Origin of the sequence: Pseudoalteromonas luteoviolacea H33-S (assembly GCF_001625695.1) — a bacterium.
GTDB lineage: Bacteria > Pseudomonadota > Gammaproteobacteria > Enterobacterales > Alteromonadaceae > Pseudoalteromonas > Pseudoalteromonas luteoviolacea_B.
Genome location: NZ_AUXY01000103.1, coordinates 38,460 through 50,835, shown reverse-complemented (window position 1 = coordinate 50,835; position 12,376 = coordinate 38,460). Strand labels below are relative to the sequence as shown.

Annotated in this window: 11 protein-coding genes; 3 read left to right on the top strand and 8 right to left on the bottom strand. The window is 40.5% G+C overall.

Features of this window, described 5'->3' with window-relative positions:
* Window positions 1-171: 171 nt before the first annotated feature.
* From N477_RS20945 to hutH, 6 genes are all read right to left on the bottom strand, one after another.
* A complete protein-coding gene (locus N477_RS20945; protein WP_063361202.1) occupies window positions 172-1,005 on the bottom strand; it encodes a hypothetical protein in 834 nt (277 codons plus the stop codon).
* A 461-nt stretch (window positions 1,006-1,466) separates the two neighbouring features.
* Window positions 1,467-2,231 carry a hypothetical protein gene (locus N477_RS20940; protein ID WP_063361201.1) on the bottom strand — a complete coding sequence of 255 codons (765 nt, stop codon included), beginning with the start codon at window positions 2,229-2,231 and terminating at the stop codon, window positions 1,467-1,469.
* A 130-nt stretch (window positions 2,232-2,361) separates the two neighbouring features.
* Entirely contained in the window at window positions 2,362-2,979 is a 618-nt protein-coding gene (locus N477_RS20935; protein ID WP_063361200.1) for an HAD family hydrolase, read from the bottom strand.
* Window positions 2,980-3,239: 260 nt separating this feature from the next.
* Window positions 3,240-3,410 carry a hypothetical protein gene (locus N477_RS26175; RefSeq protein ID WP_155731981.1) on the bottom strand — a complete coding sequence of 57 codons (171 nt, stop codon included), beginning with the start codon at window positions 3,408-3,410 and terminating at the stop codon, window positions 3,240-3,242.
* A gap of 445 nt (window positions 3,411-3,855) precedes the next feature.
* Window positions 3,856-5,856, bottom strand: coding sequence for a urocanate hydratase (locus N477_RS20930; protein ID WP_063361199.1), 2,001 nt, complete (start codon window positions 5,854-5,856; stop codon window positions 3,856-3,858).
* A gap of 11 nt (window positions 5,857-5,867) precedes the next feature.
* Window positions 5,868-7,367 (bottom strand): histidine ammonia-lyase, encoded by a 1,500-nt coding sequence (hutH, locus tag N477_RS20925; protein WP_063361198.1) that lies wholly within the window; start codon window positions 7,365-7,367, stop codon window positions 5,868-5,870.
* 219 nt (window positions 7,368-7,586) lie between these two features.
* On the opposite strand from hutH, the gene N477_RS20920 reads away from it, so the two are divergent.
* Together N477_RS20920 and N477_RS26170 are read left to right on the top strand one after the other, a co-directional pair.
* Window positions 7,587-8,486 carry a LysR family transcriptional regulator gene (locus tag N477_RS20920; protein ID WP_063361197.1) on the top strand — a complete coding sequence of 300 codons (900 nt, stop codon included), beginning with the start codon at window positions 7,587-7,589 and terminating at the stop codon, window positions 8,484-8,486.
* 511 nt (window positions 8,487-8,997) lie between these two features.
* Complete coding sequence (locus tag N477_RS26170) at window positions 8,998-9,171, top strand: hypothetical protein (protein WP_155731980.1); 174 nt, start codon at window positions 8,998-9,000, stop codon at window positions 9,169-9,171.
* A 321-nt stretch (window positions 9,172-9,492) separates the two neighbouring features.
* Here the strand turns inward: N477_RS26170 and N477_RS20915 are convergent, their stop codons facing one another.
* The gene (locus tag N477_RS20915; protein WP_063361196.1) at window positions 9,493-10,302 is read right to left on the bottom strand and encodes an alpha/beta hydrolase family protein; all 810 of its coding nucleotides are present in this window, start codon (window positions 10,300-10,302) and stop codon (window positions 9,493-9,495) included.
* 137 nt (window positions 10,303-10,439) lie between these two features.
* Here N477_RS20915 and N477_RS20910 point away from each other — a divergent pair, with 137 nt between their 5' ends.
* Window positions 10,440-11,975 (top strand): M20/M25/M40 family metallo-hydrolase, encoded by a 1,536-nt coding sequence (locus N477_RS20910; RefSeq protein WP_063361195.1) that lies wholly within the window; start codon window positions 10,440-10,442, stop codon window positions 11,973-11,975.
* Between the two features lie 36 nt (window positions 11,976-12,011).
* Here the strand turns inward: N477_RS20910 and N477_RS20905 are convergent, their stop codons facing one another.
* Complete coding sequence (locus tag N477_RS20905) at window positions 12,012-12,365, bottom strand: hypothetical protein (protein ID WP_155731979.1); 354 nt, start codon at window positions 12,363-12,365, stop codon at window positions 12,012-12,014.
* Window positions 12,366-12,376 lie beyond the last annotated feature (11 nt).

Sequence of the window (12,376 nt, the reverse complement as noted above, 5' to 3'; positions counted from 1 at the left end):
AACTCTTTCTAATTCGAGTTAGGAAATTATGGCTTAAAGTTAGGCAAGGATCAGTGTGTATAACTTGACAGAGGGAGTCATACCAACGCCGCATTAAGGTGTGAGCAACGCTTGGCTATACTTGAGCGAAGCGAAACCGCCAAGCGTTGTGAATCACTCTTAAATGCCTTGTTAACCATCTTTTTTACTGAACACACTCGCTGCCATTACAGCCTCTAAGCTATACCTACGATAGAACTTAACAAAGCCGATATAAAAAACATAAGCTAGCGTAGCAAATGAACCAATATGCACTAACCCAATATTGAGTTGGCTTGCAAAAAAGTATGAATAGACTGCGCCCCAAAAAAGCACAATAAAAACAAACGAGACATTACGCGTTAGCCCGTATAGTGCCACGTAGTTTTGTAGTTTTCCCGAATGCCTTTCCGAATTTTCAAAGACAAAGTGATAAAGAAGCCTCAAATAATCCCCATCGATCCCGTTTTCTAACTTCATTTGTGAAGTGTCCACTTTGATATCTTCGCTTAGGATAGCTGTACATTTCTTAAAAGTAGCCTCTCGGAGCGGCTTTGGAAGTGACTTAGCTTGATTAAACATTTTGATTTTTAGAGTGTCTTTCAAGACTAACTTGAAGACTGAAATCGGTAAAATAAGAAGCCACAAAACTATACGACCAAGTTGCCCACCACATGTATCACTTGATAGGTAAGCTGCCGGCTTAACATCAAAAAGGAACTCGGACGGGTAGCCATTAGCATAGTTTGTAAATGCTTCAATTAATGCAGACGAGCCTATAGCCAACACATGGCCGAGTAAATACGAACAAATAACCGCAGGTATAAAACTCAGCAATTGACTTGCAGTAGAGTTACTGGTGTCTTCTAAACTCAATCTAGTGACTAGATCATCTACTCCGAATACGAATGTTACTATGTATAACAACACGGCTCCAGGGAGCATATAGCCTAAAAAATCGTAAAATGAGAAAGGGTTTTGTTTCACTTTCATTCCTTATAATTGCTACTGAAGTCGAGTAGATGGTTAACATTTTTATCTACGACAAATGTCGCATAACAACAGCATCATATCTGTCGCATAACAACAGCATCATATCTGCCGCATAACAACAGCTTTTCAGATACGCACTTTAATACCTTCAACCATAACAATAAGTTAATCAGATGTCACCAAGTTACAAATCGTTAAAGTACGACAATTGTCGTATAACAGTGATATGTGACAAATTCCGAATACTATTCAGATGCACATAAAAATAAGTTAAAGTTGAATTTGCTATGAAACCTCCCTTTTTATTTATGCTCCATGCGCATATAACAATGCTAAGGAATACCAGTAAAACCTTAGCTAAAATCAAGCTGGTATTTATTATGTTAAAACAGTGGAAAACTCATTATGTTATGAGCTACTTGAGCTACTTTGTTTGTGTTTTTACTGTAGATATATCATTTGGCAAATTTCGGCTCTGCCCTTGCCTGTAATTGATCGGCAATGTTCGCAGTCCACTCCCACTTATTTATCAGGTAGCCATAGGACTCTATCTGTTCCGCTGAGCTCCAGCTTTGTTCAAACATTTCTTTAAAATCGATAATGTCAGCAAAGTTTTCTTCATTAACATCATATTTTCCCCAATACTGACTAGTACCCACGCTTCCTCTTTCTATTTGTAGCCCTTCTAAGAAATGGTATTTAAAATCTTGCGCCGCATTCACCAATTTCTCATTACTGTTCAACGCCTCTTCTACAATCTCTTTTTGCGTTTGATTTAGGTGGCCTGTTGCAATGAGTTTCCCTGATGTATCTATAGAAAAACCCCAACTTAGGTGATCAAGCTGAGGGATCTCCTCGCGTAAAGACGCCAAAATCGACTCATACTGCTCCGCCATTCTATCAGCCGCTGCTGGCGTATCATGCAAATACAGTTTACTTGCCGAGTTTATGACTCTCTCAAGCAGCTCTCGATGCTCCTCATATCTTTTGGGCAGATCTAACCGACCACTTCGCGTGTAGATCAGAGTCACAAGTTTGCCATTGTCTGATTTACCTCGTAGCGCTTCTGCCTCAGAATTAATCGGCGTTGAATTCTTGAGTATAATCTGTTGGTCTTGCTCTGTAATTTTTTCTGGGCTTTGGGAAGTGTTTTGGAGCGTTTTATCGATAGCAGTATTACGTGCGTTTATTAACGCTCCAACACCTGAATTTATTTTCATGTCGTTTTCCTTACAACCATTTCTTTTATTATATCGACTGGATTAAATAAAAGTTAAATGCATTTTAATATCGACATTTATATATCGCTATAATATGCAAAAGTAGCTGCAAATCGACGTAAAAACGATTCTAAAATACTAACCCCAAAGCATATAAGGCTTTTCGGGCTTGCTCTACACTCTCAAATTGTATCGCCTCCATACCCACCGCCTTTGCGCCAGCAACGTTATGTGGCATATCATCGAGGAACACTGTTTCATTTGAGGCCAATTTATATTGCTCTAACAGCGCGTGATAAATCTCTGGTTGCGGTTTTAAAACACCTAAATCAGCAGAGATTATCTCACCATCAAAAAGGCCCCAAAAATCATAGGTTCGCTTTAAAAATTCTACCGTTTCGTGCACATTATCTGTCAGTGCATATACGCCATATCCCGCTTGCTTAACCTGTAAAATAAGATCTGTTGCTTGATAGAGTAGAATTTGCGTTTGCTTGATGTAGTAAAATAGGCGCTCTGTATCTTGTGCGCTAAATCCAAGTGCTTGTTGGTACTTTTGCTTAGTCTCGTACTCACCCAGCATGCCTTTATTGATATCTAGCCATATGTTAGAGCCAAACACGGACTGTACTAATTGCTCCTGAGATTGTGAATCAGGGAACGTCAGTCTAATAATTTCCGCAGGAGACCAACGAACAACAACGTTGCCTATATCAAAAACCACATTTTTAATCTGACTTAGTGCCATGTTTATTCCTTTATTTTACTTTTAAACCGCGCGTACGCCTTGGTATTCATAAACTCACTCATTGGACTTGTCGAGCTTTACTCAGCACAGGCAATAACAAATCTAGATTGAAACCTTGTTTAACAAAGACCAATTAAAATATATATGAAGTTTATATCTAAGAAATGAAAAGCGTAGTTTTAAAACTGAAAGTAGGTCAATTAAGACCTACGACAAGGGTTAAGGATATTTACAAACACAAGCAATGCTTGTTTTTTTCGTTAGCAGTCGTCTGAATAACACTGCCAAGAAACCTGGCACTTCACGGTTGGTAAGCAACCGATTGTTTCAAAAGTTTGTCCACCACCAACCTGAGGTGTCTGTTGATTATTAAGCGACTTTTTAGACGCGCTTAGGTTTTTTACTTTCTTTTTGCTTAATTTAAGTAACATTATAATTTCCTTTGGTTAGTTACATTCAACACAGACACGATATCAGGTTTTTTCATCCTTAAAAACCTTATTTATGTGAAATTTTATACTTTTTTGATCAAAAACATGGATTTATATTTCATTATTATGCCATTTTTTTGAATTTACTAATTAAATAATGTCTTTATTTTGAGCGGATTTAACACATCAGCATAAAATGGGAATAAATTTTCTCATTTCGTTACAAAACCAGTACGTTATTATTAGATAAAACTCACTAGAGTATTTTCTTATTTAAATACTTAATGATTAGATTTGATCGAGCAATAAGTGAGCTTTCACACGCACCTAAGTTATCGAAGAAGATGTAGCTGAGGATATAGAAATGTATATTTTGTCTGGGCGGGGGGTTTTTGAGCAAAAATATAGAGCTTAAGATTGCCTTAAGCTCTATATTAAAATGCGGTTATAGAGATAAATTATCTAAAATATCATCATCCACGTTGTTCGAAAGTGTTACTTTCAATTTCGGCGTTCTGGCCATTTCACGTTTAATTGCAAAATTAGCTTCTTCGTTACGCGCCCAGCTACGACGTGCAATACCATTGTTGACATCAAATAGCAGCATAGATTCTAGTCGACGTTCAGCATCGCTTGACCCATCTAACAACATACCAAAGCCACCATTGATAACTTCACCCCAGCCAACACCGCCGCCATTGTGAATTGAAACCCAAGTAGCGCCACGGAAACCATCGCCGATAACGTTGTGGATCGCCATATCAGCTGTAAAACGGCTGCCATCATAGATGTTAGATGTTTCACGGAATGGTGAATCAGTGCCAGATACATCGTGATGGTCACGACCAAGCACAACTGGACCAATTTCACCACGCTCAATAGCGTCATTAAATGCTTTGGCAATCTTGATACGGCCTTCGGCATCCGCATAAAGAATACGTGCTTGCGAGCCAACAACCAGCTTGTTTTCTTTTGCGTCTTTGATCCAAGTAATGTTGTCTTGCATCTGCTGCTGAATTTCTTCTGGAGATTCAGCCATGATCTCTTCGAGCACTTTTGCAGCAATTGCGTCAGTCTTGTCTAAATCTTCAGGTTTACCTGATGTACACACCCAACGGAATGGACCAAAGCCATAGTCAAAACACATTGGGCCTAAAATATCCTGAACATAAGACGGATATTTAAAGTCGATACCGTTTGCGGCCATCACATCGCCACCAGCGCGCGAAGACTCAAGTAAGAACGCGTTACCGTAATCGAAGAAGTAAGTGCCTTTAGCAGTATGCTTGTTAACAGCGTCTGCGTGGCGCTTAAGTGTCGCTTGTACTTTTTCTTTGAATACTTCTGGTTCTTCACGAATTAAGCGGTTTGACTCTTCATAGCTGATCCCAACTGGGTAGTAGCCGCCTGACCAAGGGTTATGAAGAGATGTTTGGTCAGAACCAAGGTGTACAAAAATATCTTCTGCTAGGAATGACTCCCATACATCAACGATGTTACCGATGAATGCAATAGACACCACCTCTTCGCCTGCTTGTGCTTTTTTAACACGTGCAACCAAATCAGGCATATTGTCGACTAATTCATCCACCCAACCTTGCTCGTGACGTTTAATCGCTGCTTTCGGGTTTACCTCTGCACATACAGTAATACAGTTAGCGATATTACCTGCTTTAGGCTGTGCACCACTCATGCCGCCAAGACCTGCGGTTAAGAAGATCTTGCCTTTTGGACTATCGCCCTTTTCAAGTACTTTACGGAATGCATTCATTACCGTAATAGTTGTACCGTGTACAATGCCCTGAGGACCAATGTACATGAAAGAACCCGCTGTCATCTGGCCGTACTGTGTTACACCCAGTGCGTTGAACTTTTCCCAATCATCTGGCTGAGAGTAGTTCGGGATCATCATACCGTTTGTTACGACAACGCGTGGTGCATCTTTTGATGACGGGAATAATCCCATCGGGTGGCCAGAGTACATGTGAAGTGTTTGGTCTTCTTCCATTTCACTTAAGTACTTCATCGCAAGTAAGTATTGTGCCCAGTTTTGGAATACTGCACCGTTACCACCATAAGTGATAAGCTCTTCTGGATGCTGTGCAACTGCCGGATCTAAGTTGTTGTCAATCATCAACATGATTGCCGCAGCTTGCTCGCATTTAGCTGGATAGTCTGAAATTGAACGCGCCTTAAGCTCATAATTAGGCTTAAAGCGGTACATATAAATACGACCGAAATCTTTTAGCTCTAGTGCAAATTCAGTAGCGAGTTCATTGTGCCACTCTTTTGGGAAGTAACGCAGCGCGTTTCTAACTGCTAGCTGCTTTTCTTCTGGGCTTAAAATGTCTTTACGCTTTGGCGCACGGTTTGCCCCTGCCGGATATGGCTTTGCTTCAGGCAATACGCTAGGGATACCCTGCTTTATTTGTTCTTGAAAATTCATGTCGGATTTCCTTAGTTCACTGTAACCGTAAATGCTTGTGACTTAACAAACTCAACCATGGCATCGATGTCTGGCTTAAGTAGTCTGTCTTCTTCAAGTTTCGCGACCTTTGTACGGATCAAGGCGTGATTCTGTTCAATAATATCTGAACATGTATTCGGACGTCTAAAATCAACCGCTTGCGCTGCATACATCAACTCAATTGCAAAAATCTTTTCAAGGTTCCCTAAGATTTGGTTGAACTTACGACCTGAAATACTGCCCATTGATACGTGGTCTTCTTGACCCATCGATGTCGGTACACTGTCAGCAGACGGTGGGAAACACAGAGATTTGTTTTCTGTTACCAAGGCCGCAGTCGTATACTGAGGGATCATCATACCTGAGTTTAGACCACCTGATGTGGTTAGAAGTCGAGGCAGTCCGTGTAAGCCTTCAAGTAATAAATAACAACGACGATCAGAGATGTTACCAAGCTCAGCGGCTGCAATTGACGCGTAATCAAGTACCATTGCTAAAGGCTGGCCGTGGAAGCTACCACCAGAGATGGCTTCTTCTTCACTGATAACAATTGGGTTGTCTGTCACTGAGTTCATTTCTGTCTCAGCAAGCTCTTTTAAATGGTTAAATGCGTTGCGCGATGCGCCGTGCACCTGCGGGATACATCTAAGTGAATATGGGTCTTGAACGCGATCACACTCTTCGTGATCAGCCATATTCTGTGAATCTTTGAATAAACGGCGCATGCGTTTTGCAACTGCAATGTTACCTTCAAATGCACGGATAGCATGTAGCTCTTCACGGAATGGCTGCTCACTGCCCTGCATGCCTTCAATACTCATCGCACCGGCTACATCAGCAAGGTCTAATAAGTAACGCATTTTAGTCAAACCAGTAATGGCATGAGATAAGATGAACTGTGTACCATTGATAAGCGCAAGTCCTTCTTTTGAGTCAAGATCCATAGCTTCTAAATTGTTATCTGCAAGTACTTTAGCTGCTGGTTGGATCTCATCACCTACCCAGAACTCACCTTCACCTAATAAAGGTAAGAATAAGTGAGAAAGCGGCGCAAGATCACCTGATGCGCCTACAGAGCCTTGCTCTGGCACAACTGGGATAATGTCTAGTTCAATAAACTTAAGCATACGCTCAACCACTTCTAGGCGAATGCCTGAAAAGCCTTGGCTAAGTGCGTGTACTTTAGTGATAAGCATTAGCTTAGAGATAGGCTTCGCAATTGGGTTACCCACACCAACGGCATGCGTTATTAGTAGGTTCTTTTGCAGAAGTTTGGTCTCTTCAGGGGAAACTTGCGTGTCGCACAGCGGACCAAAACCAGTATTGATACCATATACTGCTTTATCAGACGCTGCCATCTTGTCTACTCGTTGGCGGCTTTTGTTAATTTTATCTAATGCTTCCTGACAAAGCTCTGCTTCAATACTGCCATCGGCTATGCCGTTTACAATATCAAGGTTCAGACGATCTACACCATATCTAAACGTCATCTTATTCTCCTAAATATATGCTTTTCCTAAGCAACTATGTGCTTGATGGCGCAATTTTAACGCTGTAATGATGTTTTATAAATTATAGATAATCGTAATTCATTCCGATTTTATCAAACTTAATGGTGTTACCTTGGCAAACTTTCCACTAAAATAACGCCAGTTTTAAATTCCAACCACTTTTTAGCCAGTTAGTGCGCTGCTTTTAGGAGAAAACCTATGCAAGTTCATGACGTTGACCTACGACTATTGAGGATTTTTGTGGCCATAGTCGAATCTGGAGGCCTATCCGCCGCAGAATCTCGCTTAAACATTGGCCGCTCTACCATTAGTTCACACTTATCGGACTTAGAAGTAAGGCTTGGGATAAAGCTGTGCAAACGCGGTCGAGGCGGCTTTGAACTCACAGAGCCCGGTCGTATTACATACCAAGCCTCTCTTGAACTTTTACAACAGTGTGAGGCATTTGCAACAACGGTTGCGAGCTCTAAGAATGAATTATCTGGGCGTGTAACCATTGCAGTAATCGACACCATGGCCAGCGATCCCCGGTGTGGAATAGCAAATGCCATCGCGTCATTGAAAACACAAAGCGACAATATTCAATTTGATATCAATGTATGTGAAGCAAAAGAGGTTGAGACCTCGGTGATTAACGGGCGTTCTCTCGTAGGATTAGGCGTCAGCCGGCATCATTTGCGTGGCCTTGAGTATATTCCCCTTTATGATGAAAAAAACTTTCTATATTGTGCCAAAGATAACCCTCTATTTGACTGCAAGCCATCGCAGGTCAATAAACTGCTTAAAAGTGCAGAAGTTGTCTCAAGTAACTATATGCGAGATAAAGAGGTCAGAAATGATGGGCTAAATTATATGAATACTGCCATTGCTTATCATGATGAGGGGATTGCACATTTAATTTTATCTGGTGCATTTATTGGTTACTTACCCGAGCACTACGCCAGTTACTGGGTTGATAAAGGCATTTTAAAAGCCATATTACCGCAAAAATATGCGTATACCATTCCGGTTTCATTGATCACCGCCAAAAACAATTCGGCCTCTCCTCTTGCGAATGCCATCATCAACGAATTAAAACGCAGTCACACAATTACGTAATCATTTAATGCCTCTGATCTATTACATCCGTCAATCTGCTTCAATGGCTTGTCTATTTTAAGACAAGCCATTGACATTGATGATTAAAAACAACATCGAATCCAAACTCACCATCGACTAAAATACACATGTCGCAACGTTCATGCTGTGCGTACACCAGCTTTCAAGCTGCATGCTCCCTATACCTATCAATAAACGTCAAACTACACACATATCGCTGTAATTATAAAAATTAAATTCCGATTCCCCTGCACAGCCCTAATACCTAAAAGTGCACCATGAAAAGCAGCCGCTCTATGCGGTAATTTTTTTGTGAGGATTCTGTCATTAAAAGCTCAGAATTCATTCACTTTAAAGTGTTGAAAAGATAAGAGTTAAAATTAAATTTGAATATATAATAGTCAACTCAGCCAATAGGTTTAGTTAATTTTGAGTCTAAATCTTTAGAAAAAATAATGGTTGAAATCTGAAAGTTAAAGTTTAATACAACCAACATATTTAAGGATAAAAAATGAAGTTAATTAAAAAGAGCATTAAAAGCCTATCTAACAACAAGGCAATTATAAATGATGCAACACCACATATTGCTGGCGGTGTAAATATAGAAAACCAAGATCCTGTGAAGTTCCGCCCTCCGTATTCAGTGTTAGAGCCGGAGTGCCTCACACACCCGAAGTTTTGTTAAACCTAGAAATCAGTTTTGTGTAACTGCTGTTTAGTTAGCTGTTATCGAGTCCTACCTCAGTTCAATTATAAAACTGCTCAGCACCTGATGTCAGTTTTAGGTAGGCTTGTCTATTTTAACTGGCATCTTTACAGAAAGGTTTAAGACCGTCGATAGTGACTATTTTTCGCGTTTTTATGACTGTTCACTTCAAGTTCAAACTCGCGCCTTCGGTTTTAATTCTGTTTACACACACTGATTTTATATGTACTGCTGTTTGTAAAAAGTGTCTGCAAAAAAATATGGCCTTCAAGTTATGAAGGCCGTTAAACGCCCACTTTGTTATTGGTTATAACTTTGAATAGTGTTCGTTAAGTGTGACGTTACTTCTGGGAATAAAAAAATGTCATGTCCACCAGCAATCACTTCTAATTCATTGTCAATATGATGCTTATCTAACGCGTTTTTATAATCAAGTGTTAACTGAGGCTTGGTAATATCATCTTGCTGTCCAACCAGCAATGTTATTTTGGTAGATTTTGGTATGTGTTTTGCCAATTCAACCGGAGATGTGACATCAATATCTCCCTTAAATTGACGCCAGCCACGCGTGTCAGATATGTATTTTCTCCATTCATTAATGTCACACGGACAAGACACGATATAGGCATGGTCAATTAACCTAGGGAATTGGGCGACAATTTTTGCGGTAATTGCGCCGCCACCTGAATGACCAGCAACAATTAATTTATCTGCATTATGCCGAGCTTTTAATGCACTGATTGCTTGTGCAATTTGCTCTACTCGATCGTCACTATAATTCTCACCATTTGTTTGGCCTCGCTCTCCATCAGACGTTTGGTTCATGGCATCTGTATAGCCTGGCCTTAAAAGGCCCACGGCAACCAGGTTGTCTACTTTTTTAGCAAGTATTGAGGCAAAAAAGTATTGATAGCTTGGGCCAGAAAACGGTGAATCTCCATGTAAAGAAACTAAAAGAATCGGTGATTTGGTCAATTTATCACTTTTATATGTTTGTATCTTTGTGCAAGTGCCATTTACATTCACTTGCTCATGATTATTCTTGCAACTGGCAAATACCGCTCCAGAGTATAAAGCCATGAAACATATAAAGCCTTTGGCTATATTCATGATTGTTCCTTATTATTTTTATGAATCATCCGAGCTCTAAGCTAGACAAAATCTATTTTATTTTCATTGACACAGTCAGCATTACAATTAATAACTAACTGTGGACTTTATAGTAAAACAAAAAAGAGACATTAAGGATGAAAAAAGTAATAAATACGATATTTTTATGGGCATCAACTTTATCTAGCCTATTACCAATAACTGCATATGCTTCTGGTGTTGTATATGACAAGGCTTTATACCAACAAGTAATAAAACAAACACCGCAGGCAGTTCAGCTATATAAAAACTTACTCAGTTTGCCAAATGACACACACAACCAAGAAGACATAAAAAAGCTCTCTTCATGGCTGATCCATGCATTCAATCAACGTGGGTTTGAATCTCACACCTTGGACATGTCAGGCAGCCCACTTGTATACGCAGAGCGCATCAACCCAAACGCAAAGAAAACCGTTTTAGTTTACTTACAAGCTGACGGTCAACCGGTCGACCCAAAAGCATGGCAGCAACCAAATCCATATCAAGCTGTACTAAAAAAACAGCAGAATGACGGTCGCTGGCAAGTTGTACCTTGGTCATACCTAACTCAGAGTATGGACCCTGATTTGAGGATCTTCGCTCGATCAGCAGCCGACTCTAAAGGCCCTATTGCACAATTTTTAGTTGCATTAGATTTGATACAACAGCAAGGCCCTTTAAATTACAACCTAAAAGTTATCATGGATACGGAAGAAGAGATTGGCTCCCCCAATTTGCCAGCTGCTATCATTCGCCATAAACAAAAGCTAAAAGCGGATATGTTGTTGATATTTGATGGACCGCCACATTACTCGAATCAGCCCACTGTCACACTCGGTGCTCGAGGGATCGCAACAGTTCAACTGACAACATACGGACCTTACAAACCACAACACAGTGGGCATTATGGCAATTATGCGCCAAACCCTGCACTCCATCTATCGCAAATTTTAGGTTCTATGAAATCACAAGACGGACGCGTGCTCATACCCAACTTCTACGAAGGGAGTACTATCAGTGCTGATCTAAGAGAGTTATTAAGTAAAGTGCCTGACGATGAACAGCAATTAAAACAAAAACTAGGGTTCTCTGTTCACGATAAGGTTGGAAATACGCTACAAGAGTCTATTCAGTTCCCTTCTTTGAATATTCGAGGACTACAGAGTGGCTGGGTAGAGCAACAGGCTAGAACCATAGTTCCCGATAAAGCAATCGCAGAGATTGATATCCGACTTGTAAAAGAGTCCAACCCACAGCGCTTAATCTCGCTCATTAGAAACCATATTGAATCTTTAGGTTACTACGTCATTGACCGTGTACCTACACACAAAGAGCGCATGGCACATCCATACATTGTGACAATGAAATCAAAGCCTGTCTACGGCGCATTCCGCAGTGAACCAAACTCCCTTGCCGGTAAGATGGCCATACAGGGATTGACCAAGTTCTATGGAGAAAGACCCATTGTGCTTCGTTCAGGAGGAGGATCAATCCCAATCGCACCTATTATAGATACTTTAAAAATCCCTGCGGCCATTGTGCCTAGCGTAAATGCTGATAACAACCAACACAGCCCGAATGAAAATTTACGTGTAGGTAACTTCATCGAAGGTATCGCCATTATCGCCTCTGTTCTAAATCAGCCTTTATAACAAAAAGGAGCCAGCTTAATTGCTGGCGCTTATACATCATTGCGCGCTATTTGCGCGCATGCCCCTAACTCGCTTAATGCCAAAAAGAACGATAGTAATAAAAACAGAGTACATCACTAACTTACCGGACAAGGATTCAGATGGTAGCCCAGCAAACAACCTAAGGTAATCGTTCACTAGCAACATGCCTAAACCTACAGTGATGCTAACTAGCTTAAAACACCAGTAAACATGACCTTGAACTGTCATGATAGACAGCAGGAGTACAATCAATGAGGCATAAAATGCGAGGACAGACATGGCGCCTGGAACCAAGCTTGGTAGAAGTAAAAATAACGAACTAGCTAGTAGCAGACACCTATAAATATTTAATACCTTACTTTTCATCATCAACTTCCATT

Bases quoted from the DNA above. Each gene is read 5' to 3' on its own strand.
- N477_RS20940 (WP_063361201.1), bottom strand. From the start codon at position 2,231: ATGAAAATAAATTCAGGTGTTGGAGCGTTAATAAACGCACGTAATACT.
- N477_RS20935 (WP_063361200.1), bottom strand. From the start codon at position 2,979: ATGGCACTAAGTCAGATTAAAAATGTGGTTTTTGATATAGGCAACGTT.
- N477_RS26175 (WP_155731981.1), bottom strand. From the start codon at position 3,410: ATGTTACTTAAATTAAGCAAAAAGAAAGTAAAAAACCTAAGCGCGTCT.
- N477_RS20930 (WP_063361199.1), bottom strand. From the start codon at position 5,856: ATGAATTTTCAAGAACAAATAAAGCAGGGTATCCCTAGCGTATTGCCT.
- hutH (WP_063361198.1), bottom strand. From the start codon at position 7,367: ATGACGTTTAGATATGGTGTAGATCGTCTGAACCTTGATATTGTAAAC.
- N477_RS20920 (WP_063361197.1), top strand. From the start codon at position 7,587: ATGCAAGTTCATGACGTTGACCTACGACTATTGAGGATTTTTGTGGCC.
- N477_RS26170 (WP_155731980.1), top strand. From the start codon at position 8,998: ATGAAGTTAATTAAAAAGAGCATTAAAAGCCTATCTAACAACAAGGCA.
- N477_RS20915 (WP_063361196.1), bottom strand. From the start codon at position 10,302: ATGAATATAGCCAAAGGCTTTATATGTTTCATGGCTTTATACTCTGGA.
- N477_RS20910 (WP_063361195.1), top strand. From the start codon at position 10,440: ATGAAAAAAGTAATAAATACGATATTTTTATGGGCATCAACTTTATCT.
- N477_RS20905 (WP_155731979.1), bottom strand. From the start codon at position 12,365: ATGATGAAAAGTAAGGTATTAAATATTTATAGGTGTCTGCTACTAGCT.